We start from the raw sequence: 23,237 nt of genomic DNA, 5'->3' as shown, positions 1-23,237 counted from the left end.
GAGTGAAAAATTATAAAATATTAATCATCACAGACGCTTGGTATCCACAAACAAATGGCGTTGTGAGAACCATGGATAATCTTGGTCAACAACTTAAGTTAAAGGGTCACGAGGTTAATTATATTACCCCAAATGAATTTATCACAATTCCTATGCCAACTTATCCTGAAATTAAATTAGCGTTAAATGTTTGGCCAAAGCTTTATAAAAAAATTAAAGAATACAATCCTCAAGTAGTGCATATATCAACCGAAGGTCCACTTGGTTTTTTTGGAAGAAGATACTGTATTAAAAATAATATAAAATTTACCACTTCTTATCACACAAAATTTCCAGAATATGTTTATGCAAGAACAAAGATACCGATTAGTTTTTCTTATCGGTTTATGAGATATTTTCATAAACATTCTCAGAGTATTTTAGTAACAACAAAAACAATGAAAAGAGAATTGACAGAAAATGGTTTTGATAATGATAAATTAAAAGTTTGGACAAGAGGTGTAAATCATAATGTTTTTGGTAGCGGAACAAAGATTAAAGATTTCAAAGGACCTGTTTGGATTTACGTAGGACGAGTAGCTATAGAAAAAAATATAAAAGCATTTTTAGATTTAGATATTGAAGGTACGAAAATAGTTGTTGGTGATGGGCCTCAAATGAATGAAGTTAAAAAAAAATATCCAAATGTGATATTTACTGGAATGCTTGGTGATAAAGAAATTTCTAATTATTTAGCTTCAAGTGATGTATTTGTTTTTCCAAGTAAAACAGACACCTTTGGTATTGTTCTTATCGAAGCTTTAGCCGCCGGTCTTCCAATAGCAGCTTATAAAGTTCCAGGACCAATTGATATTACGGGCGGAACAGAAATTGATACACTTGATGACGATTTAAAAACTTCGGCTCTTAAAGCCATAAAGATAGATAAAGAAAAATGCAGACAGTTTGCACGTCAATATACTTGGGAAGAATGTGCAAAAATATTTGAAACAAATTGTGTTTCTAATTATTAAAAGATTTTTCACCTTTTAGAGTGAATTTTCTGAGTTCATTTGCAATCTCAGAATTTCCCATTCCAATAAATTGTGAAGCATTATGATTTGGCAGACATGTTGCTTTAAAAAATTTATTTTTTTTATTAATTAATTCTCTTGCAAATAAAATTCTTCGTAGAGGGTAATGTATAATTCCAATTAAATGAAATAAAAAACTGTTCTCGCCCTGAAAATATACAGGACATATGGTAGCTTCAGTTTTTCGAATAATTGCACCGAGAATAGATTGCCATTTTTTTTCTATGGCTTTACCAAATACTTTTTCACGCGTTGCAACCTCCCCAGATGGAAAAATGATCAAAGCACCACCATTATTTAAATATTTGATTGCATCATTTTTTGATTTTAAATTAAATTTTATGGACTCTTTTTTTCCATCAAGTTTGAGAGGAAATAGATATTTTTTAATATGATCTACTTGTGATATTTCATCGTTTATAAGAATACGATAATCATTTCTTATTTTTGCAACAGTATCTGCAATAATTAGACCATCAACTAATCCAAAAGGATGATTACACACAATAATTGTAGCACCACTTCTTGATATTCTTTCGTTATTTAGAATAGAATATTTAATATTGAAAAGCTCTAATGTTTTTTGCCAAAAATTATTTTTTAGATCCAGGTTATTATAATTTTTTTGATATAATTTTTTTAAATATGAAAAACCAAACAACCAAGCTATTAACGATTTCACTTTTATTCTTATATAAATTTTTTAAGGTAAGTCTTGCTAATATTTTTATAAGGTAAATATACAAAAATATCTGTGGTCTTTACAATATTATCAGTTACTGCTCCATCTCCGATTTTAGCACCTAGTCTCAAATACGCTTTTACCAAAGTTGGCAGGTTTTTAACAATCGATAATTCAGAGACATTATTTAAATCTGCAATATTCATATTAATCTTATATTTATCTAAAGCCTTAACTTTTATTTTTTCATCCATTAAAAATTTTTTATATAAATAAGTTAATTCCGTTTTAATTTCCTCTGGTTTTTCATTTAAAAAACTTGCCATTCCAAACAGTACATCAATATTGTGATCTAAAATATAATGATGAATTTTTTTCCACATGTATTGTAATACATTTTTTTTTCTAAAATTTTTATGAATACAAGAACGACTTAATTCTAAAAGGTTTTCATTAGAATGTGACTTTAACATTTTATCAATATCAAATTCTTCTTTGGAGTAAAAACCACAGTATCTTGCTGATTTACTATTTAGTAATCGATAAGTGCCAATTACTTTGCTTTTAGAAAATTTGCCGTTTCGATGAGTAACGATTAAATGGTCAGCATACTGATCGTAACGATCAGAGTCTTTTTTAAAGTATTTTAAACTAATTATTTTTCTGTCTCGCTCAGAAAAAAAAACTTTATAGCGAAGGCGTTGAGCGGCTTTAATTTCTTTTTTATTTTCAGCAAAATAACAATCAATTTTAGGTACAAAAAAGTTTGATGTAATAATATTTACTTTTTTGACAAAAGGAACTTTTGTTAATTGCTCAGTAGACATGGAAAACCTAGTAATCTGATTTGGTTTCAATATGATGAAAGTATTGTTTCAGTATTATGACTTTTTGCGAAATAATGTAAAAGATTAGTACATATGAAAATTATTCTAATTTTTAACTTCCTTGCACTAGTGCTTTTATTTTTTTTTGGAAAGTTAGAACTGATTTCGTTAGTAATTTTGTGTATATCAAATAGCGCTCTATTATATTTTGCTTCTAAGATTAAAGATCAAAAAATAAAAAGAAAAAAAAATACGGAAGATTTAAATGTTATAAATTCTTCAAAAGTTTTCACTGCCGAAGATTTAGAAAATCAATTAATTAATCAAATTGAAGACTATATTCTATTTATAAACTCTTTTAATACTATCTCTGCAGCAAATCAGGCAGCAAAAAGTTACTACGGCGATGTTATTGGTAAAGATTTATCTAGTTTTATTAGAGCCCCTGACCTTTTAGATAAAATTGAAAATTCAAGAAACAGAAGAATTAATGAATATCTCGAGTTTGAAATTAATTTACCAACATATAGTTTTTTTAGACTGACTATTGTGCCACTTAGTCAAAAAAATGTTTTGTTAGTCGTTAAAGATTATACTGACTTTAAAAAATCTGAAAAGTTAAGATCTGATTTCGTTGCAAATGTTAGTCATGAATTAAAAACACCATTAGTATCTATTAAAGGGTTTTTAGAGACAATTTCTTCATCAGCCAAAGATGATCCTGTAGCTCAACAGAAATTTATTAAAATTATGCAGGAGCAAGCTGATAAAATGGAAATATTAATTTCAGATTTGATGTCTTTAAGCCGTATAGAGATGCAAGAACATGTTCAACCTAATTCAAAAGTAAATATTAATGAGATTTTTGAGAGTTTAGAAAGGATGCCAAATAAATTGGCCGAAAAAAAATGCTTAGATATAAAAATCGTTAAAAATGATACGATTCCACTTGTAAGGGGTGATTATGATAAAATTTCTGAAGTAGTTCAAAATCTTTATGACAATGCAATTAAATATACAAAAGATCATTCAGCAGTTGAGTTATTTTTACATAAAAATGAAGATAAATTATTAAAAGGGTCCGTAAGTATACATGTGAAAGACCAAGGAATTGGAATACCAAAAGATGAAATACATCGTGTCACAGAAAGATTTTTTAGAACCGCAAATGCAAAAAAGAATCTTATTCAAGGAACGGGTCTTGGCTTAGCGATAGTGAAACATATTATTAATCAACATAGGGGAGATTTAGAAATTAATAGTAGACTAAATGAGGGAACTGAGTTTATAGTTCACTTACCGATATATGAAAAAAAAGATTAGTATTTTTATTTTAGTATCGTCAATATTTTTATTTCCCAATATTTTAAAATCAGATCAAAAAGATGTTGTTACAAATTTAATGCAACGTCCATTAAATTATCTGGATTTAGGTATTATTAATCTAGAAAGAGATATGGAGCGATCAATTGATCGAATTATAAGCAGATATACATCAAGGTTATTAACAAATTTAATAGGAGATAGAAAAGAAGAGGTTGAGATGTCGGTTATATATAATTGGAGAAAAACAGCAGTTATTGCTTCAATTTCAATACCAATGAGCAAAGGTCTTGGTGAAAATGATTATTTGAGTTCAAGTAATAAATGCAGAGAGATTTTCGATAATGTGAGATATAACCTTTTAAGGAGACAGCCAGAGTCATCATTGTCTGAATCTCAAGTTGCATCGTATTTAGTTGAAAAATTTTATCCACCTTCAAACCAGCCTTGGACTCTACCTGAAGATTATAGAAAATCTCTAGTCAAATTGGTTATCTTAGAGGTGGTATTAAGACCTACAAATAAATATGCATTATCAAAAGCTGTGTTGCCAGTTTCATGCAATGGCAATTTATCTGAGGAAAAAAGTGACATAAAAGTTGTTAATAATACAACTATTCAGTGAGCATTTTAACAAAACTGTAACAATTGTTTAATATTACTGCCACCAGACATTAGTATTTAGCGCAGACATTAAACTTTAATTTAAGGAAAAAAATGAAAAAACTTAACTTTGTACTTTCTCTTTTAGTTGCTATCGCTATTTCAGGTGCAGCTTCTGCAAGAGATCAAATCAAAATTGTTGGTTCATCTACAGTATACCCTTATGCAACAGTTGTTGCTGAAAAATTTGGTAAGTCTGGTTTCAAAACTCCAGTTATCGAATCTACTGGTACTGGTGGAGGAATGAAACTATTTTGTGCAGGTGTTGGAACTCAACATCCTGATATCACTAATGCATCAAGAGCAATTAAATCAAAAGAGAAAGCTCTATGTGCAAAAAATGGTGTGAAAGATATCATTGAAATCGTTGTAGGTAACGATGGTATTTCTTTTGCTCATTCAGTGAAAGCAAAAGACATGAACTTTACCAAAGAGCAACTTTGGAGAGCTTTAGCTCACGATGTTGAGATCAACGGTAAAATGGTAAAAAACCCTTACAAAAAATGGAGTGATATTGATAAGTCTTTACCAAATAAAGGCATCAAAATTTTAGTACCTCCACCAACTTCTGGAACTAGAGATGCTTGGAATTCATTAGTAATGGGTAAAGGTTGTACCAAAGCTGCAAAAGCTGCTTATAAAGCACAAGGTATTAAAGCTAAAAAAGGTTGCAGAAAGCTTAGAGAAGATGGTTTAGCTGTTGAAGCTGGTGAAAACGATACGTTAATCGTTAACAAACTAGCTGCTGATCCAGACATGTTCGGCTTATTTGGTTATTCTTACCTAGTTGCTAACAAAGATAAAATTAAAGCAACTAAAATTGAAGGTAAAAAACCTTCTTTAGCATCTATTCAAGATTACTCTTATCCGATTGCAAGACCATTATTCTTCTATGTAAAGAAGGCTCATATTGGAACTGTACCGGGTATCAAAGAATACTTGAAAGAGTTCACTTCTAAAGGAACTATGGGTCCAAAAGGTTATTTAACTGATATTGGATTAGTACCTCTAGATAGCAAGTCTTACAAAAAGACAAGAACTGCTGGAACTAAATTAACTACTATTAAGTTAAACTAATCTAGCATTATCAATGAGGGCCTGTATAATTAGGCCCTCATGAAATAAAAAAACCTCTGAGGATATTTTGAATTCTTTACTTATTTTAGCACTAATCCTTTTTGGTTTCACAAGTTTCTATTTTGGAAAATCAAGAATAAAAAAAGTTACTGAAAAAGGTGATTTAAGACCAAAAGCATTACCGCATTTTTATGGATATTATCAGGCATTGTGGTGTGCTCTTCCAGCTTTTTTAATAATTGCAATATGGACAGTCTTTGAACCTATTATTTTAAAAAATTTAATAGAAAATAAAATTCAAATTTCATCTTTAAATGAGATATCTCAAGATGAATTAAATTTAATATATTCTCAAATCATTTCGTTCTCCCAAGGTAATTTTTCAGGTCAAGTCACCAAAGGAATTGAAGCAGGGGCAATTACTTATAAAAATTTATTATCAATTTCACAAGGAGCTAAAGTTAGTTTATTTTTTTGTACTATCATTGCAGCTTCATTGTTTGCCTTTAGGCAAATTAATAAAAATGTACATGCAAGAGAGGGGGTAGAAAAAACTTTAACTATAATTTTATTTCTATCTTCTGTAGCTGCAATCCTTACAACAATAGGTATCATTTTTTCGCTACTGTTTGAGACCATACAATTTTTCACAAAAATAAATCCTCTTGATTTCTTTTTTGGTTTAGGTTGGTCCCCACAAAAAGCTTTTATAAGCGATCCAACAAATTTAACCCCTCAAGAGGCAAAAGATTTAAAGGAAGCATTTGGTGCTGTGCCATTATTTGCTGGTACTGCTTTTATTGCTTTCATTGCTATGTGTGTTGCCGTACCTATTGGTCTTTACTCAGGTATTTATCTTGCAGAGTATGCAACTAGTAAGCAGAGAAAATGGGGAAAACCAATTATTGAAATTTTAGCAGGTGTTCCAACTGTTGTTTATGGTTTTTTTGCAGCTTTAACTGTTGGACCGTTCTTTAGAGTTATTGGAGACTCGATTGGTCTAGAAGTATCATCAGAAAGTGCATTAGCAGCTGGTTTGGTAATGGGCGTTATGATTATTCCATTTGTCTCTTCTTTATCAGATGATGTAATTAATGCAGTACCCCAGTCTTTGAGAGAAGGATCATATGCTATGGGGGCAACTAAATCTGAAACAATAAAAAAAGTAATTTTTCCAGCGGCATTACCAGGTATAGTTGGATCAATTTTACTCGCAGTTTCCAGAGCTATTGGAGAAACAATGATTGTTGTTATGGCTGCAGGTTTAGCGGCAAATTTAACGATCAATCCTCTAGAGGCAACTACAACAATAACTACGCAAATTGTTATGATTTTGGTTGGAGATCAGGAGTTTACAAGTGCAAAAACACAATCCGCATTTGCTCTTGGGCTTACACTATTTGTTTTAACATTAATTTTAAATTTTATTGCTTTGAGAATTGTAAAAAAATATCGAGAGAAATATGACTAGAGAACAAAGATTGCAAAAAAGATATGCAGCTGAAAAGCGTTTTAAGTTTTTAGGTTTAGGCGCAATTGCAATTTCGATATTTTTTGTATTTTTATTATTATTTAAAGTTTTTTCTACTGGAAGTACCGCATTTATAAAAACTACTATTATGACAGAAGTTGACTTTAATAAGGAACTTTTAGAATTAGGAGATGTCAAAGAACCAACATTAAAGCAAATAAAAGATGCTGAATTTTTTGATGTAACATATAAAGCTGCAACAGGTTTATTTCCATATTCAAATGATGAAGAAGAGAAAAGTGTAAAAACTTTATTGAGTGGAAATTATGAACAAGAAATAAAAAATTATTTATTAAATAACCCAAAATATTTGGGTAAGAAAGTTACCATTGAGCTTACAGCGTCCGATGATCTTGATCAATTACATAAAGGAAACTTTCCGAGGAATATTCCAGAAGATAGAAGAAGGTTAAATAACTTCCAGTTAAATGTTTATGATAACTTAGTTGAACAAGGTAAAATTAGTACAGCTTTTAGTAATTACTTTTTTTTTCATGGTGATTCTAGAGACCCAGAAGTCGCTGGGGTTGCTGGTGCAGTGATTGGATCATTTTTTTCAATTATTATATGCTTAATTATTGCCTTTCCAATTGCTTTAATGGCAGCTGTCTATCTTGAGGAGTTTGCTCCTAAAAATACTCTTACTGATATAATTGAAATTAATATTAATAATTTAGCAGCAGTTCCATCAATTGTTTTTGGTCTTTTAGGATTAGGTATGCTTTTAAGTGTATTCGGATTACCTAGATCAACATCATTAGTTGGCGGAATTACTTTATCTTTAATGACACTACCAACAATTATCATTGCTTGTAGAGCTTCTTTAAAAGCAGTACCGCCTTCTATTAGAGAGGGTGCTTTAGCTGTTGGTGCTTCAAGGGTGCAAACTGTAATGCATCACGTCGTTCCACTAGCAATGCCAGGTACTTTATCTGGAACAATAATTGGCCTGGCCCAAGCTTTAGGTGAGACAGCACCGCTTTTGCTTATTGGAATGGTAGCATTTGTTGTCGATGTTCCAAGTGTTCCCACCGATCCGTCAACCTCACTTCCAGTTCAGATTTATTTATGGTCTGAGTCTGCAGAAAGAGGTTTTGTTGAAAAAACTTCTGCAACAATCATGTTGCTAATTGCATTTTTAATTATTATGAATTCTCTAGCAGTATGGGCTAGACAAAAATTTGAAAGGAAATGGTAAATATGAGTAATAAAATAGTCGCCAAAAGTGTTTCAGTATTTTACGGCCCCAAGCAAGCTTTATTTGATGTAGATTTAAATGTGGCTGAAAAGCAAGTTACGGCACTCATTGGTCCTTCAGGATGTGGAAAATCAACTTTTTTAAGATGTCTTAACCGCATGAATGACGTGATTGATATTTGTAAAGTTCAAGGAAATATAGAAATTGATGGCTACAATATTTATGACAAATCAGTTGATGTAGTTCAATTAAGAGAAAAAGTAGGAATGGTATTTCAAAAACCCAATCCGTTTCCTAAAAGTATTTACGAAAATATTTCATATGGTCCAACTATCCACGGAATAGCAAAAGACAAAACACATATGGATGAAATAGTTGAGACAAGTTTAAAAAAAGCAGCTTTATGGGAAGAGGTGAAAGATCGCTTAGATCAACCAGGAACAGGTTTATCAGGTGGTCAGCAACAAAGACTATGTATTGCTCGTGCTATTTCTATTAATCCAGAAGTTATTTTAATGGATGAGCCATGTTCTGCATTAGATCCAATTGCAACGGCAAAGATTGAAACTTTAATTGATGAGCTTAAATCATCGTATACCATAGCGATAGTAACCCATTCTATGGCACAAGCTGCAAGAGTTTCGCAACACACGGGCTTTTTTCATTTAGGCAAATTAATAGAATTTGATTCTACGGACAAAATATTTAAAAATCCAGAGAACCAAATGACTCAAGATTATATAACAGGAAGGTTTGGTTAAGCTTATGAATGAACATATTGTAAAATCATATGATGAACAATTGAGTATTTTAAAAAATACTATTGCAAAAATGGGCTCTTTGGCTGAAAGGCAAATAAAAGATGCAACCGAGGCTGTAATAAAAAAAGACCAAGAATTTGCAGACAGGATTGTTGGCAAAGATGATCGAATTGATGATTTAGAAAAAAGTATAGAACAACAAGTTGTAAACCTACTTACTATGCGCCAACCTTTAGCGGTTGATTTAAGAGAAACGGTATCTGCAATGAAAATTTCTTCAGACTTAGAGCGTATCGGAGATTTATCAAAAAATATTGCAAAACGATCGCGTCATTTAGATCAGGATATTTTAAATGATATAAATAAAAATTTTCAGGCTGCCTCTGAGAAAGTTCAAAAAAATGTTAAACTGGTTTTAGATGCTTTTTTAAACCGAGATGCTAAACTCGCAGAGCAGGTGTGGTATGCGGATGAAGAAATCGACGCTTTGGTTGACGTATGCATGAATTCAATTTTAAAATGCATTGAAAAATCTAACGAAGGTGGAGCAGCAGCATGTTCCCAAATGATGTTTATGTCAAAAAATTTAGAGAGAATAGGTGACCATGCAACAAATATTGCTGAAACAGTTTATTTTTTGGTTACTGGAAATTACCTAGAGGGCGATAGACCTAAAGGGGAGTCAGATATAGTATCTGGACAATAATTTTTTATGAGCGCAACAGTTTTGGTTGTAGAAGATGAAAAATCTATTTCAACTTTGATACAGTACAACCTGGAAAAAGAGGGTTTTAAAGTCCTAGCTTCAGAGACAGGAGAAGAAGGTTTTGAGCTAATTAAAAAAAATCTTCCAGATTTAGTTTTGCTCGATTGGATGCTACCAGATTTATCTGGTATTGACATTTGTAAACAAATCAAAAAAGACACTAAATTAAAATCAATACCAGTCATCATGTTAACGGCGAAGTCAGAGGAAACTGATAAAATACGTGGTTTTGAGACTGGAGCAGATGATTATGTTACTAAACCTTTCAGTACAAAAGAGCTTATTTTAAGAATTAAAGCTTTATTAAAAAGAGTTAAGCCTTCATTAACTGAAGATATAGTTTCTTTTAAGGATATAAAAATTGATCGATTAGCAAGACGCGTCTATCGCGGAGACAAAGAGATTAAACTGGGACCAACAGAATATAATTTATTAAATTTTTTCATCAAAAATCCAACACGAGTTTATTCCAGAGAGCAATTGCTTAACCAAGTTTGGGGTAATGATATTTATGTAGAAAGTCGGACGGTTGATGTGCATATTCGAAGGCTAAGAAAAGCCATTAATTTAGACGATCAGGATGATTTAATCAGAACCGTCAGATCTGCTGGATATGCTTTAGATAGTCAGTAAAAATCCTTTGGCTTAATAAATCCATCAAGCAAACCATCACCAAATTTTATTTCTGACCAGGAATTTTTTTTAAAAATAATTGTTGCAATGCCTGCAGTACTAAATTTTTTAATTAAATTTTCCCCGTCATCATTTAACTTAGAGCATAATTGAAATGTCAAATTTTTTACCGCTGGCTCATGGTTTAGAATTAAAACACTTTTATATTTATCTTTTGTAGACTGAATTGACTCAAGTAGATTTTTTGGCGAAGCTAAATAATGATCTTTTTTTATTTTTTTCTTCTTTAAATTTAAGTCTTTTATATATTTAAAAGTATCCACTGTTCGTTGAGATCCAGATATATAGGCAAAATCAAAAAACATTTCTTTATTCTTCATAATTTTTCTCATTAATTTAGCATTATGCCGACCTCTTTTGTTTAAAGGTCTTTCAAAGTCAGGTAAATCTGGATCTTCCCAACTAGATTTTGCATGTCTCATGACATATAAAATTAACATTTCTAGATTATATTATTAAATAATTAAAAATTTATGACAAAAAGATATAATAATAGGGAGCTATCCTGGTTAGAATTTAATTCAAGGGTATTATCCGAAGCAGGCAATACTGATCTGCCACTTTTTGAAAGAGTAAGATTTTTATCAATTGCCTCCAATAACTTAGATGAATTTTATATGGTTCGTGTAGCAGGTGTATATGCACAAATTAAAGAAAAAATTAAACACGAAACAATAGATGGATTATCTCCCAAGGAGCAATTAAAAAAAATAAAAATCAAATCATCCGAGTTATTAAAAAAATCAAATTATATTTGGTCAAAATTAAAAAAAGAATTATCAAAACAAAGAATATTTTTTAAAAGCTTTAACAAACTAAATGAAGATGAAAAAACAAAACTATTAGAAGTTTTCAGAAATAATATTTCGCCAGTTTTAACTCCCCAAGCCATTGATCCGTCGCATCCATTTCCATTTTTATTTAATCAAGGACATTTTTTATTAATGGAAATGCAAAAGAAAGGTAAAAAAAAATCTATTTATTCAATTATTGTTTTGCCGAAAAATTTAAAGAGATTTTATGATGTAAGTAATGTTGATGCAGTTAAAAATTATGTATCATTAGAGGAAACAGTCAGTTCCTTTGCAACAGAGCTTTTTCCAGGTTATGAAATAATAAATTATTTATCTGCAAGAGTTACAAGAGATAGTGATATTGAAGTTGAAGAAGAAGCAGAGGATCTGGTCGTTTTTTACGAAAAAGCATTAAAAAAAAGAAAAAGAGGACGTATTGTAAGGTTAGAGTTAAGAAAAGGATCAGATCATAATTTAAAAAAATTTTTAATCAAAAAAATAAAAGCCGATGAAGAGACCGTAGATGAAATTGAAGAATTTGTTGGTACCCATGAAATTTCACAAATTTTAATTGGTGGTAAAAAAGATTTTTATTTTAAAAAATTTAATCCAAGACAAGTTGAAAGAGTTAACCAGTTTAATGGAGACTATTTTAAAGCAATAAGCTCTAAAGATATGATTGTTCATCATCCCTACGAAACTTTTGATGCAGTTATTCAATTTCTAAACCAAGCAGCAGATGATCCTAATGTACAGGCAATAAAACAAACTTTATATAGAACAACTTTGGATTCACCAATTGTTAAAGCTTTAAAAAAAGCAGCTGAAAAAGGAAAATCAGTTACAGCTGTAGTTGAAATTAAAGCAAGATTTGATGAGGAGGCAAATATTAGTCTTGCAAAATCCTTAGAAAGATCTGGCGTTCAGGTGGTTTATGGTTTTGTTCATTTAAAAACTCATGCAAAATCAAGTTTGGTTGTACGATTAGAAAATGAAACTCTAAAAAAGTATGTGCATATTGGAACAGGTAATTATCATCCAGTTAATGCTAAAATCTATACAGATTTATCGTTATTTAGTGCGGATCCTAATTATGCCAATGATATTGAAAAGTTTTTTAATTTTGTAACTGGTTATGGTGATCCAGGAAAATTAGATCATGTAATTCTTGCACCAAAATTTTTAAGACCAAAATTAAATGATTTAATTGATCAAGAAATAGAAAATGCAAAAGCAGGTAAGCACGCAGAAATTTGGGCAAAGATGAATTCATTGGTCGACCCTAAAATTATTGACAGATTTTATTTAGCCTCTCAGCATGGAGTAAAAATACATCTATTTGTTAGAGGTATTTGTTGTTTGAAACCTGGCGTTAAAAAAATGTCAGAAAATATTTATGTGAAAAGTATTGTTGGAAGGTTTTTAGAGCATTCAAGAATTTACTGTTTTAGTAATGGAGAAGCTATGCCATCACGAAAAAACAAAGTTTATATATCCTCTGCTGATTTAATGCCGAGAAACTTAGATCGACGATTAGAAATTATGCTAATCATAAAGAATGAGACTGTGCACGCTCAGGTTTTAGATCAGATTATGATGGCTAATTTTAAGGATGAAAAATTAAGCTGGGAGTTAAAAGACAAGAAATATCATAAAGTGAAAGCAAGTAAAAATAGCTTTTCTGCACATGAATATTTTATGAACAATCCAAGCTTGTCTGGTCAGGGCAAATCAATTATCAAAGATAAGATAAAGAATCTAAAAATTTAAATGTTGTTACAAAAAGTTATTAAACAAAAAATTTTTTCAGCAAAAAAAGAAGCAGTTATAGATCTTGGCTCCAACTCAATCAGAATGCTTATATATGAAGATTTTGAAAAATCTCAAATTCCAATATTTAATGAAAAAGCAGTTTGTTCTTTGGGTAATTCACTGGAGCTTACAGGAAAATTAGATCCTTTAGGCGTTCAGTATTCGGTAAGTGTTTTGGAAAGATTTAAAAATATCTTAGATAACTCGAAGGTAAGTAATATTAATATTTTTGCAACTGCAGCTGTTCGAGATGCTAAAGATGGGCCATATTTTAAAAGTGTAGTTGAAAAAATTTTTGATAATCAGGTAGAAATATTAACTGGTGAGCAAGAGGCTGAACGATCCGCATTAGGAGTAATCTTAGGATTTGAAAAGGTTGATGGTATTGTAGCTGATCTTGGGGGCGGAAGCTTAGAGCTTGCAAAAGTAAAAAATGGATTAATTGAAAAAAAGGCATCTTTGCCCATAGGTGTTCTGAGATTATTTAATAGACCAAAGAAGAAAAAAACAAAAAAAATAAGCGAAATAATTAGTGAAAACTTATCAAGCATTAGTTGGTTAAAAAAAACTAAAGCTAAAAATTTATATGTTGTTGGTGGGGTTTGGAGAACATTGCTCAAGGCAGACATTTTTTTAAAAAAATATCCACTCAATGTTTTGCACCAGTATCAAATTACTGGGGAGGAAGCTTTGGATCTTTGTTTAAGTTTAGATGATAAAAAAAAGCTTAGCTCTTTAAAAGTTGATCAGATAACTAAATCAAGGACAAATTATATTCCTATTGCGACAAACATTTTAAAACAGCTCCTGCTGATGATAGCACCAGAAAAATTACAGTGCTCAATATCTGGTGTAAGAGAAGGAACATTAATCGTCAAGTCAGGATACAAATTGACAGAGCATGATCTACTAAATAATTTTATTGATTATTCTGCATTTAGAACAGGCGATTATGGAGAAAACTATTTAAAATACTATAATTTTATAAAAGATATTTTTAAGGATAATGAAAATTTTCCAGTAAGGTTATTAAAACCAACATGCTCTTTAAGTAATATGGATTGGGGACTTGGAGCTTTTCAAAAGGCAGAACTTGTTTTTGCACAAATCTTAAATACACCTGCGTTATCTCTCAGTCATAGTGATCGAGTAAAAGTAGCTTTGGCAGGGTTTTGGCGACATTGTTCTGTCAAATATTATCCTGATCGCGATTATGTAAGCTTACTTTCAAATAATGAAATTTTGATTGCAAGACAAGTTGGTGCAGCATTAAGGTTAGCCTCAGGTATAGCGGCAATATCAACTATATTTCTCGATAATTTATCACTATCTAAAAAAGGGAATACAATTATACTTTCTGTACCTAACCAACATAGTCAGATTGTAACTAAATCTGTTCAAAAAAGATTGAAGTCCTTGTCCAAGGAGATGGAGTTGGACTTCAAAATTCTTTACTCTTAAAAATTAGTTATTTAATGATGTTGAAGATGTTTGAGCAGAAGCTGACTTAGCTTGTTTTTTTGCTTTTTTTTCAGCTGCTTTTTTTTCTAGCTTAGCTATTTTCACTTCAATTTTAGAAATCTTTTTTTCTTGAGCTGCAATCTTACTTTTAAGTTTGCTTACTGTTTTTAAAACTTTTTGTTTTTTATTCTCTTGTTTTTTTATTTTTTTTTTCATTTATGCCCCCTATTTTTTTAAAATATTTATTATCTTATAATAAAGTTAAATTTTGTAAATTCTTTTAAGGACTATCATACATAAAACTGCACCAATAAGTTGTGCAATAATAAAGTAAATAATATTTGAATAATGTATGCCAGTGAAAGTATTAGTCAGAGTCCTTGCAATAGATACTGCTGGATTTGCAAAAGCAGTTGATGACATAAACCAAATTGCTGCCCCAATATACAATCCTACTAAACCAGCTACAATTTCAGTTTTATTTTTTTGATTAAGTAAAATAATCATTAATAGACCAAATGTTGATATTAATTCAGAAAATAAGATATGATTTCCATTTCGATACTTTGTGGACAGTTCGACTGCATCATAGCCGAAAATAATGTTTGCAATAATTACGCCTGTGCACGCACCTAAAATTTGCATAAAAATATAAACGGCAGATCTCTTTAATTTAATATTTCCAAGTAGTAACATTACTAATGTAACTGCGGGGTTAAAATGAGCACCAGATCTTTTTCCAAAAGTAATAATTAAAAAAACAAGAGTAAAACCAATTGCTAATGAGTTTGCCAACAGAACAACTGCTTCATTTTGAGTCATAGCTTGCCCCATCATGCCTGACCCAACAATTGCAAGTAATAAAATTAATGTACCTAAAAACTCTGATACATATTTATCTATATGTTTCATATATTAAGAAACTCCTTTTTAATACGTTCATGAATTTGATCAAATATTCTTTGAAATTCATTTAATTTCTCTTCATCATTTCCATTAAAAGCAGCAGGATCCTCCAGATCCCAATGTAATTTATTTGGCGATCCAGGATAAACAGGGCATGTTTCATTTGCTGCATTGTTACAAACTGTAACAATAGTATCAAACTTTGTATCTGAAAAATCATCCCAGCTTTTACTTGAAATCTTTTCATGATTTATATTATTTTTTTCTAAAACTTTTATTGAGTATGGATTAACTTTACCCGTGGGTTTTGATCCAGCGCTAAATGCTTGATATCTATTTTCTCCCAATTGATTTAATAGACATTCTGATATAATAGATCTTGCAGAGTTCCCTGTACAAAGAAATAATACTTTTTTCATAGCTCCAAACTATTATGGATTTGTTACAGATTTGTTAAATGCCAAAATTTATAAGAAAAAAATCAGGAATTAATAACTGGGGTCTTTTTGCAGGACAGAATTTTAAAAAGGGTGATAAGGTTATTGAATATAAAGGCAAAAAATATACCCATAAACAAGTCGAGGAAGATGATCGGTTTGATAATTCTAAAGCGATCTATTTATTTACACTAAATAAAAAAACCGTTCTTGATGGTGACACTAAATCTAATACGGCAAAATATATTAATCATACGTGTGATCCAAATTGTGAAGTTGATATTATTAAAGGAAAAATTTGGATTATAGCCATCCAAGATATTAAAAAGGGAGATGAGCTTTCTTACGATTATGGTTTTGGATACGATAAAGATTTTAGACAATTTCCTTGCAAATGCGGATCAAAAAATTGTTGTGGTTATATTGTAAGAGATGACCAGCGATGGAGAATTAATCGTAAATTTGCAAAAACCAAACAGGGCCGATTGAAGAAATAAGTTGGGAAACAAACCCATTTAAAGGTTAAATGGACAAACGAACCCAAATAAGCCTTTATTTAAGCGCTTTTTACTTTTTTCTGTATGAAGCTTGGAACTTCTTCAACTGTTTTTTGAGCCTCTTCAGTTCTTTGACCACGAGGTTGATAAGCATGAAGCACATGAAGTTTGCAGTAAATTCTTTCATCCATAGGAGTTCTTCCGCAGAAATAAAAATCTTTTTCATCAGGGTGACCAATTGGCCATCTACAAGTCTTATCAGTTAAGTTTTCTAAACTTACTGGATTTTCAGGTTCAAAATCTTTTTCAATCACTATGGCTCTTAGACCCCTAGGTCTTCTCGTTCTTCTTTGAACTGGACCTTTTTTTTGTTGAAACTGAGCGTTATTAATTCTTGGAGATGAAATCATTCTTGATTGAGTTCTACCTGCAAGATTTAAACGGTGAGCTTTTCCAATCACCGCGTTTCTTGAAATGTCATCACCTAGCATTCTTGCGATTTGACTAGCTGTATGACCTTCCGCCCAAAGTTTTTTAAGTTGTTCTGTTTTTTCGTCTGTCCAAGCCATGTCAGGTGTTATATTAACCATATCTTGCATACTCAATTTAATTGAACACAAGATGTTGATGAAAAAATGTAGTAAAAATAGCCTTTTTTTGAAAAAACCTTATATATCCACATTTTTTAAGCCTTTTTATAAATTAACTGATAATGAGAAGTCATGAGCGCTATTCAATACAAATATAAGATTGGTGTAAGAAGGTTTGGTTATGTGAACTGGGTTGGTTTTTACACTTTATATTTAAAAGAAGTTCAAAGATTTTTTAAAGTATGGGTACAAACTATTGTTTCACCTATTGTTACTTTATTATTATTTTTAACCGTATTCAGCTTGGCCATAGGTTCTGAAAGAACTGATGTGCTTGGACATAAGTTTACTGTATTTTTAGTCCCAGGATTAATCGCAATGCAAATTATGCAAAATGCTTTTGCAAACACATCTTCATCTTTAATGATTTCCAAGGTTCAGGGAAATATCGTCGATATTTTATTCCCTCCATTATCAGCTGGTGAAGTAACATTTTCTTTAATTTTAGGTGGTATAACTAGAGGTTTGGTTGTTGGTTTTTTCTCAATATTAGTTTCATTATTTTTTATTAAAATTCCATTTGCACATATTTTTTATGTGATAGTTTTTGGTATTCTAGGTTCTTGCTTACTTGCAGCACTTGGTTTTATTGCAGGTCTTTGGGCTGAAAAATTTGATAACATGGCAGCTGTTACAAATTTTATTGTTGTCCCATTATCATTTTTATCTGGAACGTTTTTTTCAATAAATAGATTAGAAGGCCCCATTCATACGATTAGTCAATTTAATCCATTTTTTTATATTATTGATGGTTTCAGATACGGATTTTTAGGCCAATCAGATTCTAATGTTTATTTTGGAATGCTAATTTTGTTTGTTTGTAACATGATTTTAATTGGTTTATGTTATCTTCTTTTTAAAAAGGGTTATAAAATTAAAGCTTAATAATTATGAGTGCAATTCTTGGAACATATGCAAGAAGACCGGTATCCTTTTCTCATGGAAAAGGTTGTTATTTGTTTTCTACGTCTAACGATAAATACCTGGATTTTGTATCTGGTATTGCTGTAAATGCATTGGGTCATTGCCATGATCATCTTGTTAAAACTGTACAAGAACAAGCTGCAAAATTATGGCATGTTTCAAATGCTTTTGAAATTCCAGAACAAGAAAGACTTGCTCAAAGATTAGTTGAAAATACTTTTGCAGATTACGTTATATTTATGAATTCAGGAGCTGAAGCAACTGAAGCTAGTATTAAAATTGCTAGAAAATATTTTTTTGAAAAAGGTCATCCTGAAAAAAATAGAATTATAACTTTCAAAGGTGCCTTTCATGGAAGAACGTTAGCTTCTTTATTTGCTGCAAATAATCCTGATCATATCAAAGGCTTTGAACCAAAAGTTGAAGGTTTTGACCAAGTTGATTTTGGAGATCATGAAGCTTTAAAAAAAGCACTTAATAAAAATACAGCAGCTATTATGGTTGAGACTATTCTGGGTGAAGGTGGAATAAAAATTATTCCAGATCAATGTTTACAAGGTCTAAGAAAATTATGTGATGAACATGATCTTTTATTAATTTTAGATGAAGTTCAATGTGGTATTGGAAGATCAGGAAAGTTTTTTGCTTTTGATTGGGCAGGAATTGAGCCTGATATAGTTCCAATTGCCAAAGGAATTGGCGGGGGTTTTCCAGTCGGTGCTTGTCTAGTTAATAAAAAAGCAGGAAGTGGAATGAAACCTGGAAATCATGGTTCTACATTTGGCGGTAACCCATTGGCAATGAGCGTAGGGAATGCAGTTTTAGATATTATTTTAGAAAAAGGATTTTTAGAAAATGTTATTAAAATTGGAGAATATTTTGAAGTTCAGCTTATAAAATTAAAAGAAAAATACCCAAGTGTTATTGAAGAAGTAAGAGGCAAAGGATTATTAAGAGGTATAAAACTTAAATCAGATAATGCTAAATTTTTAAATGAGCTATTTGAGCATAAAATGTTGGCTGTAAAAGCATCTGAAAATGTAGTGAGATTATTACCTCCTTTAATCGTTAAAGAAAAAGAAATCGATGAAGCTATTTCAATTATTGAGAAAGTGTGTGAAAAATTAAAATGAAACATTTTTTAGATTTATCTTTAATTCCAAAATCAGATTTGCATCATATTCTCTCTGAAGCAAAAAGAAGAAAAGCAAAGCAAAGCAAAGAAGGTAAAGTAGTCGTATCAGAACCATCGAATGGTAAATATAAATTATTGCTAATGGTTTTTGAAAAACCTTCAACTAGAACAAGACTTTCCTTTGATCTTGCAATGAGACAGTTAGGTGGAGAGACAATTGTAATGAACGCTAATGATATGCATCTTGGAAAAGGTGAAGAAAGTGTACAAGATACTGCAAAAGTGATTTCAGGCTTTTCTGATATTGTAATGTTTAGAACTTTTGAGCACCAAACATTAATTGATTTGTCAAAACTTTTAACAGTTCCTCTAATTAATGGGTTAACAAATTCAAGTCATCCATGTCAGCTTTTGAGCGATGTGATGACATTTGAAGAACAAAAAGGCTCAATTAAAGGGGCTAAAGTTGCTTGGGTTGGAGATGGAAATAACGTTACGAATTCTGCAATAGAAGCAGCAGTTCAATTTGATTTTGAACTTAATATTTGTGTTCCAAAAAATTACTTACCATCAAAAAAAGTTTTAGATTGGGCAGAAAAGCAAGGTGGAAAAATTAACCTTTTTCATGATGCAAAAAAAGGTGTAGCTGAAGCTGATTGTATTATGTCTGACAAGTGGGTTTCGATGGGTGATCAAGTTGATATTAAAAAGAAAAAGAGTGATTTGAAACATTTCCAAGTTAATGATGAATTAATGAGTCTTGCAAAACCAGATTCAATTTATCTACATGTATTACCAGCAGCAAGAGAAGAAGAGGTTACCTCTTCTGTTATTGATGGGAAACAATCTTTAGTATGGCAGCAAGCAGAAAATAGATTGCACGGTCAAAAGGCGATTATTGATTGGTGCTTGTCAGATTAATTTCTCCAAAAAGCAGGTAAAAATAAAACTAAAACAGTAAGTAACTCTAGTCTACCAAGCAGCATTCCTAAACTTAAAAGCCACTTTGCACTATTAGATAATATAAAAAAATTTCCATCTGGTCCAATGACATGACCAAGTCCTGGACCTACATTTGAAATTGAGGTTGCAGCCGCTGAAACAGAAGTAATTAAATCTAATCCAGTAAGCGATAGTAAAAGTGTTAAAATAAAGAATATAAATATGTAGAGACAAACAAAAGCAAGAACCGAAGTTAAAAATTGATCATTAATATTTTGGTTGTTGTACTTTATTGGGAACACCCCATTAGGATAAAATATTTTTTTAACCTGCTGATCAATAAAAGATAAAATAATTTGAAATCTAAAAACTTTTATTCCGCAAGTTGTTGAAGCAGAGCAACCACCCACAAACATTAAAACTAAAAAGAAAAAAACAGAAAAGTTTCCCCATGCACTAAAATCTTTAGTTGTATACCCAGTTCCTGTTATAATAGATGTTACATTAAAAGCTGCATCTCTTAGTGCTAAAATTAAAGCGTCACCTCTATCTATGTATGAGTAAACTGCGATGATTAAAATTGACCCAACTAAAATTAAAAAAAAACCTATTATTTGTTTATCTTTAAAAAATACAAACAAATCTCCTCTTGTAAATTTTATGTAAGCTAAAAAAGGGATACTCCCTGTAATAATAAATATGATAGCAACCACCTCTATTAGTGAACTATTAAAGTAACCGATAGATTGACTGTGAGTAGAGTAACCACCAGTTGATACTGTCGTTAGAGCATGATTTATTGCATCAAAAACATTCATGCCGGCAAGCCAATAAGCCAAAGAACATAAGATGGTGATGAAAATATAAATTTTTGTGATTGATAAGGCAATTTCAGTAACCTTTGGAACTACTTTTTCAACTTCCATACCTTCTGATCTAAATAACTGCATTCCACCGATATTTAACAACGGCAAAATAGTAATTGCCATAACGATAATACCAATCCCCCCAAGCCATTGAAGCAATGATCTCCAAACCAAAATTCCCTTTGAAGCTCTTTCAATGTCTGGCAGTATTGTAGATCCTGTGGTGGTGATACCAGATACACTCTCAAAAAATGCATCCGTAAAAGTTAAATCAAGTGATGAAAAATATAGAGGTATAGCTCCAAAAAAACAAATAGATAACCAGGCAAGATTTGTCATTAAAAAAGCTTGTTGGACATTCAAAGATCTATCTTTGGTTTGGCTTATTAATACTAATAGCGTTCCAATAAATGCTGACAAAATTCCAGTTACTAGAAAGTGTTGCGATTTATCACCAATTGTCATTTCAACAATGTGAGGAATAATCATGAAACCAGATAAGATTATAATTAGATATCCGATAATTAGGAAAGTAGTTTTTAATCCAGAATTCATTTCGAAGCAGTTAAAATGAAATTATATTAATATTTTTTTTAGACAACTTTTGAAATGTTTGTAATTTGAAAAAAGCTAATTTTAGCCTATAAACAAAATACTTATGAGTTCAGAATATTTAAACTCCAACGCATGGCCATTTGTTGAAGCAAGAGCAATTCTTAAAAGAAAAGGAAAAGCATTAGAAAAGAAAGGTCATGTCTTATTTCAAACCGGGTATGGCCCGAGCGGATTACCTCATATTGGAACTTTTGGAGAAGTTTGTAGAACAACTATGGTCATTCAGGCATTTAAAAAAATTTCTGATATTCCAGTAAAATTATTTACCTTTTCAGATGATATGGATGGACTTAGAAAAGTTCCAGAGAACATTCCTAATAGCGACTTATTAGAAAAAAATTTAAATAAACCTTTAACTGCAGTTCCAGATCCTTTTGAAAAATTTCCAAGTTTTGGTGAACATAACAACGCAATGTTAAAAACGTTTTTAGATAAATTTAATTTCAATTATGAATTCAAAAGCTCAACTCAAATGTATAAGAGCGGTGAATTTAATAATGAACTAATCAATGTTTTAAAAAATTATGAAAAGATAATGAATATCATTTTACCAACACTTGGTAGTGATAGAAAGAAAACGTACAGCCCTTTTCTACCTATCTGTCCAGATACTGGCAAAGTTTTAGAGATACCAATTGTTGAGATTGATGAAAAACAAAATGAGGTAGTTTTTGATAACAATGGAAAGAAATTTAAAACTAAAGTTACTGATGGTGCTTGTAAATTACAATGGAAAGTTGATTGGGCAATGCGATGGTCAGCACTTAAAGTTGATTTTGAAATGTATGGAAAAGATTTAATCCCAAGTGCTGAACTATCAGGTCAAATTTGTAAAACATTAGGAAGCCCAATACCAAATGGTTTTGCTTATGAATTATTTTTAGATGAAAAAGGAGAGAAGATTTCAAAATCAAAAGGGAACGGTATTACTATTGAAGAGTGGTTAAAATACGCAACCCAAGAAAGCTTAGCATTATATATGTATCAAAATCCACAAAGAGCTAAAAAACTCTATCCGCAAGTTATTCCTAAAGCAGTAGATGAATATTTAACTTTTCTAGAAAAATTTGACGGTCAAGAAATCAAAGAGCAATTAGGTAATCCAGTATGGCACGTTCACAATGGCTCTCCCCCTAAAGAAAAGAATGTAATTTCCTTTGGTGTGCTTTTGAATTTAGTCAGTGCAAGTAATGCTGAAAATGAAGAAGTTTTATGGAAGTTTATTAATAACTATAGTTCAAATATTGTTAAAGAAGATCATCCTATACTTCAAAAATTAACTAAAAATGCAATTCAATATTTTAATGACATTGTAAAGCCTTCAAAAAAATATAGGCCTGCAAATGAAAACGAGAAAAAAGCAATAATGGATTTAATTGAAGTCTTAAAAAAAATGCCAGATGGGAAAGATCCCTCAGAGATACAAACTGAAGTTTTTACAGTTGGAAAAAATTATTATCCAAAAGAAAAATTAAGAGATTGGTTTAAAGCAATTTATGAAATTGTATTTGGAGATGAACAAGGACCAAGAATGGGTTCGTTTATCAGCTTTTTTGGACGTGAAGAAACTATTAAATTGCTAGAGGACAGTTTAAAAAGATAGA

Annotated in this window: 24 protein-coding genes; 16 read left to right on the top strand and 8 right to left on the bottom strand. The window is 30.9% G+C overall.

Annotated features, from left to right (window positions below):
• The first annotated feature begins 2 nt into the window (after positions 1-2).
• Positions 3-1,013, top strand: coding sequence for a glycosyltransferase family 4 protein (locus tag ACTTAT_RS02725; RefSeq protein WP_440679534.1), 1,011 nt, complete (start codon positions 3-5; stop codon positions 1,011-1,013).
• Here ACTTAT_RS02725 and ACTTAT_RS02720 read toward each other — a convergent pair.
• The gene (locus ACTTAT_RS02720; protein ID WP_440679533.1) at positions 1,003-1,755 is read right to left on the bottom strand and encodes a 1-acyl-sn-glycerol-3-phosphate acyltransferase; all 753 of its coding nucleotides are present in this window, start codon (positions 1,753-1,755) and stop codon (positions 1,003-1,005) included. The two genes, ACTTAT_RS02725 and ACTTAT_RS02720, sit on opposite strands and share 11 nt — an antisense overlap.
• Before the next feature lie 8 nt (positions 1,756-1,763).
• Positions 1,764-2,582: a GNAT family N-acetyltransferase gene (locus tag ACTTAT_RS02715; RefSeq protein WP_440679532.1), complete on the bottom strand. Its 819-nt coding sequence runs from the start codon at positions 2,580-2,582 to the stop codon at positions 1,764-1,766.
• 93 nt (positions 2,583-2,675) lie between these two features.
• Here ACTTAT_RS02715 and ACTTAT_RS02710 point away from each other — a divergent pair, with 93 nt between their 5' ends.
• The 8 genes from ACTTAT_RS02710 to phoB all read left to right on the top strand — a co-directional run bounded on the left by ACTTAT_RS02710 (position 2,676) and on the right by phoB (position 10,534).
• The gene (locus ACTTAT_RS02710) at positions 2,676-3,905 is read left to right on the top strand and encodes a sensor histidine kinase (RefSeq protein ID WP_440679531.1); all 1,230 of its coding nucleotides are present in this window, start codon (positions 2,676-2,678) and stop codon (positions 3,903-3,905) included.
• The gene (locus ACTTAT_RS02705) at positions 3,889-4,530 is read left to right on the top strand and encodes a hypothetical protein (protein ID WP_440679530.1); all 642 of its coding nucleotides are present in this window, start codon (positions 3,889-3,891) and stop codon (positions 4,528-4,530) included. The genes ACTTAT_RS02710 and ACTTAT_RS02705 overlap by 17 nt, the downstream gene beginning before the upstream one ends.
• 92 nt (positions 4,531-4,622) lie before the next feature.
• Entirely contained in the window at positions 4,623-5,645 is a 1,023-nt protein-coding gene (locus tag ACTTAT_RS02700; protein WP_440679529.1) for a substrate-binding domain-containing protein, read from the top strand.
• A gap of 67 nt (positions 5,646-5,712) precedes the next feature.
• Complete coding sequence (gene pstC / locus ACTTAT_RS02695) at positions 5,713-7,116, top strand: phosphate ABC transporter permease subunit PstC (protein ID WP_440679527.1); 1,404 nt, start codon at positions 5,713-5,715, stop codon at positions 7,114-7,116.
• A complete protein-coding gene (gene pstA, locus ACTTAT_RS02690; RefSeq protein WP_440679526.1) occupies positions 7,109-8,374 on the top strand; it encodes a phosphate ABC transporter permease PstA in 1,266 nt (421 codons plus the stop codon). Before pstC ends, pstA begins: the two co-directional genes overlap by 8 nt.
• A gap of 2 nt (positions 8,375-8,376) precedes the next feature.
• Entirely contained in the window at positions 8,377-9,135 is a 759-nt protein-coding gene (pstB, locus tag ACTTAT_RS02685; protein WP_440679525.1) for a phosphate ABC transporter ATP-binding protein PstB, read from the top strand.
• A gap of 4 nt (positions 9,136-9,139) precedes the next feature.
• The gene (gene phoU, locus ACTTAT_RS02680) at positions 9,140-9,841 is read left to right on the top strand and encodes a phosphate signaling complex protein PhoU (RefSeq protein ID WP_440679524.1); all 702 of its coding nucleotides are present in this window, start codon (positions 9,140-9,142) and stop codon (positions 9,839-9,841) included.
• Between the two features lie 6 nt (positions 9,842-9,847).
• A complete protein-coding gene (gene phoB, locus ACTTAT_RS02675; RefSeq protein ID WP_440679523.1) occupies positions 9,848-10,534 on the top strand; it encodes a phosphate regulon transcriptional regulator PhoB in 687 nt (228 codons plus the stop codon).
• On the opposite strand, the gene ACTTAT_RS02670 is transcribed toward phoB, so the two are convergent.
• A complete protein-coding gene (locus ACTTAT_RS02670) occupies positions 10,528-11,034 on the bottom strand; it encodes a SixA phosphatase family protein (protein WP_440679522.1) in 507 nt (168 codons plus the stop codon). The genes phoB and ACTTAT_RS02670 overlap by 7 nt on opposite strands.
• A gap of 33 nt (positions 11,035-11,067) precedes the next feature.
• Here ACTTAT_RS02670 and ACTTAT_RS02665 point away from each other — a divergent pair, with 33 nt between their 5' ends.
• Both ACTTAT_RS02665 and ACTTAT_RS02660 read left to right on the top strand, forming a co-directional pair.
• Positions 11,068-13,158 (top strand): RNA degradosome polyphosphate kinase, encoded by a 2,091-nt coding sequence (locus ACTTAT_RS02665; RefSeq protein WP_440679521.1) that lies wholly within the window; start codon positions 11,068-11,070, stop codon positions 13,156-13,158.
• Positions 13,159-14,661 (top strand): Ppx/GppA phosphatase family protein, encoded by a 1,503-nt coding sequence (locus tag ACTTAT_RS02660; protein WP_440679520.1) that lies wholly within the window; start codon positions 13,159-13,161, stop codon positions 14,659-14,661.
• 3 nt (positions 14,662-14,664) lie between these two features.
• On the opposite strand, the gene ACTTAT_RS02655 is transcribed toward ACTTAT_RS02660, so the two are convergent.
• Genes ACTTAT_RS02655 through ACTTAT_RS02645 form a run of 3 tightly spaced genes read right to left on the bottom strand, consistent with a single transcriptional unit; the run spans position 14,665 to position 15,986 of the window.
• Entirely contained in the window at positions 14,665-14,877 is a 213-nt protein-coding gene (locus tag ACTTAT_RS02655; RefSeq protein ID WP_440679518.1) for a hypothetical protein, read from the bottom strand.
• Positions 14,878-14,922: 45 nt separating this feature from the next.
• Positions 14,923-15,573, bottom strand: a complete 651-nt coding sequence (locus ACTTAT_RS02650; protein ID WP_440679517.1) for an aquaporin — start codon at positions 15,571-15,573, stop codon at positions 14,923-14,925.
• The gene (locus ACTTAT_RS02645; protein WP_440679516.1) at positions 15,570-15,986 is read right to left on the bottom strand and encodes an arsenate reductase ArsC; all 417 of its coding nucleotides are present in this window, start codon (positions 15,984-15,986) and stop codon (positions 15,570-15,572) included. The genes ACTTAT_RS02650 and ACTTAT_RS02645 overlap by 4 nt, the downstream gene beginning before the upstream one ends.
• 38 nt (positions 15,987-16,024) lie before the next feature.
• On the opposite strand from ACTTAT_RS02645, the gene ACTTAT_RS02640 reads away from it, so the two are divergent.
• On the top strand, positions 16,025-16,501 hold the full coding sequence (locus ACTTAT_RS02640) for an SET domain-containing protein (RefSeq protein WP_440679515.1): 477 nt from the start codon (positions 16,025-16,027) through the stop codon (positions 16,499-16,501).
• A 59-nt stretch (positions 16,502-16,560) separates the two neighbouring features.
• On the opposite strand, the gene ACTTAT_RS02635 is transcribed toward ACTTAT_RS02640, so the two are convergent.
• Positions 16,561-17,070, bottom strand: coding sequence for a GcrA family cell cycle regulator (locus ACTTAT_RS02635; RefSeq protein ID WP_440679602.1), 510 nt, complete (start codon positions 17,068-17,070; stop codon positions 16,561-16,563).
• A 153-nt stretch (positions 17,071-17,223) separates the two neighbouring features.
• On the opposite strand from ACTTAT_RS02635, the gene ACTTAT_RS02630 reads away from it, so the two are divergent.
• From ACTTAT_RS02630 to argF, 3 genes are read left to right on the top strand one after another with little or no spacing between them, the layout of a single operon-like run.
• Positions 17,224-18,036 (top strand): ABC transporter permease, encoded by an 813-nt coding sequence (locus ACTTAT_RS02630; protein WP_440679514.1) that lies wholly within the window; start codon positions 17,224-17,226, stop codon positions 18,034-18,036.
• 5 nt (positions 18,037-18,041) lie between these two features.
• Positions 18,042-19,208, top strand: coding sequence for an aspartate aminotransferase family protein (locus ACTTAT_RS02625; RefSeq protein WP_440679513.1), 1,167 nt, complete (start codon positions 18,042-18,044; stop codon positions 19,206-19,208).
• Entirely contained in the window at positions 19,205-20,131 is a 927-nt protein-coding gene (gene argF, locus ACTTAT_RS02620) for an ornithine carbamoyltransferase (RefSeq protein ID WP_440679512.1), read from the top strand. Before ACTTAT_RS02625 ends, argF begins: the two co-directional genes overlap by 4 nt.
• Here the strand turns inward: argF and ACTTAT_RS02615 are convergent.
• The gene (locus tag ACTTAT_RS02615) at positions 20,128-21,573 is read right to left on the bottom strand and encodes a TrkH family potassium uptake protein (protein ID WP_440679511.1); all 1,446 of its coding nucleotides are present in this window, start codon (positions 21,571-21,573) and stop codon (positions 20,128-20,130) included. The two genes, argF and ACTTAT_RS02615, sit on opposite strands and share 4 nt — an antisense overlap.
• A gap of 103 nt (positions 21,574-21,676) precedes the next feature.
• On the opposite strand from ACTTAT_RS02615, the gene ACTTAT_RS02610 reads away from it, so the two are divergent.
• On the top strand, positions 21,677-23,236 hold the full coding sequence (locus ACTTAT_RS02610) for a lysine--tRNA ligase (protein WP_440679510.1): 1,560 nt from the start codon (positions 21,677-21,679) through the stop codon (positions 23,234-23,236).
• Position 23,237: the final 1 nt, after the last annotated feature.

The sequence above is a fragment of the Candidatus Pelagibacter sp. HIMB1517 genome, from assembly GCF_052047895.1.
Lineage (GTDB): Bacteria > Pseudomonadota > Alphaproteobacteria > Pelagibacterales > Pelagibacteraceae > HIMB114.
The sequence above is the reverse complement of the archived record's forward strand: the minus strand, read 5'-3'. Positions and strand labels throughout refer to the sequence as shown.

Bases quoted from the DNA above. Each gene is read 5' to 3' on its own strand.
- ACTTAT_RS02715 (WP_440679532.1), bottom strand. From the start codon at position 2,582: ATGTCTACTGAGCAATTAACAAAAGTTCCTTTTGTCAAAAAAGTAAAT.
- ACTTAT_RS02710 (WP_440679531.1), top strand. From the start codon at position 2,676: ATGAAAATTATTCTAATTTTTAACTTCCTTGCACTAGTGCTTTTATTT.
- ACTTAT_RS02705 (WP_440679530.1), top strand. From the start codon at position 3,889: ATGAAAAAAAAGATTAGTATTTTTATTTTAGTATCGTCAATATTTTTA.
- ACTTAT_RS02700 (WP_440679529.1), top strand. From the start codon at position 4,623: ATGAAAAAACTTAACTTTGTACTTTCTCTTTTAGTTGCTATCGCTATT.
- pstA (WP_440679526.1), top strand. From the start codon at position 7,109: ATGACTAGAGAACAAAGATTGCAAAAAAGATATGCAGCTGAAAAGCGT.
- pstB (WP_440679525.1), top strand. From the start codon at position 8,377: ATGAGTAATAAAATAGTCGCCAAAAGTGTTTCAGTATTTTACGGCCCC.
- phoU (WP_440679524.1), top strand. From the start codon at position 9,140: ATGAATGAACATATTGTAAAATCATATGATGAACAATTGAGTATTTTA.
- phoB (WP_440679523.1), top strand. From the start codon at position 9,848: ATGAGCGCAACAGTTTTGGTTGTAGAAGATGAAAAATCTATTTCAACT.
- ACTTAT_RS02670 (WP_440679522.1), bottom strand. From the start codon at position 11,034: ATGTTAATTTTATATGTCATGAGACATGCAAAATCTAGTTGGGAAGAT.
- ACTTAT_RS02665 (WP_440679521.1), top strand. From the start codon at position 11,068: ATGACAAAAAGATATAATAATAGGGAGCTATCCTGGTTAGAATTTAAT.
- ACTTAT_RS02660 (WP_440679520.1), top strand. From the start codon at position 13,159: ATGTTGTTACAAAAAGTTATTAAACAAAAAATTTTTTCAGCAAAAAAA.
- ACTTAT_RS02655 (WP_440679518.1), bottom strand. From the start codon at position 14,877: ATGAAAAAAAAAATAAAAAAACAAGAGAATAAAAAACAAAAAGTTTTA.
- ACTTAT_RS02650 (WP_440679517.1), bottom strand. From the start codon at position 15,573: ATGAAACATATAGATAAATATGTATCAGAGTTTTTAGGTACATTAATT.
- ACTTAT_RS02645 (WP_440679516.1), bottom strand. From the start codon at position 15,986: ATGAAAAAAGTATTATTTCTTTGTACAGGGAACTCTGCAAGATCTATT.
- ACTTAT_RS02640 (WP_440679515.1), top strand. From the start codon at position 16,025: ATGCCAAAATTTATAAGAAAAAAATCAGGAATTAATAACTGGGGTCTT.
- ACTTAT_RS02635 (WP_440679602.1), bottom strand. From the start codon at position 17,070: ATGGCTTGGACAGACGAAAAAACAGAACAACTTAAAAAACTTTGGGCG.
- ACTTAT_RS02630 (WP_440679514.1), top strand. From the start codon at position 17,224: ATGAGCGCTATTCAATACAAATATAAGATTGGTGTAAGAAGGTTTGGT.
- ACTTAT_RS02625 (WP_440679513.1), top strand. From the start codon at position 18,042: ATGAGTGCAATTCTTGGAACATATGCAAGAAGACCGGTATCCTTTTCT.
- argF (WP_440679512.1), top strand. From the start codon at position 19,205: ATGAAACATTTTTTAGATTTATCTTTAATTCCAAAATCAGATTTGCAT.
- ACTTAT_RS02615 (WP_440679511.1), bottom strand. From the start codon at position 21,573: ATGAATTCTGGATTAAAAACTACTTTCCTAATTATCGGATATCTAATT.
- ACTTAT_RS02610 (WP_440679510.1), top strand. From the start codon at position 21,677: ATGAGTTCAGAATATTTAAACTCCAACGCATGGCCATTTGTTGAAGCA.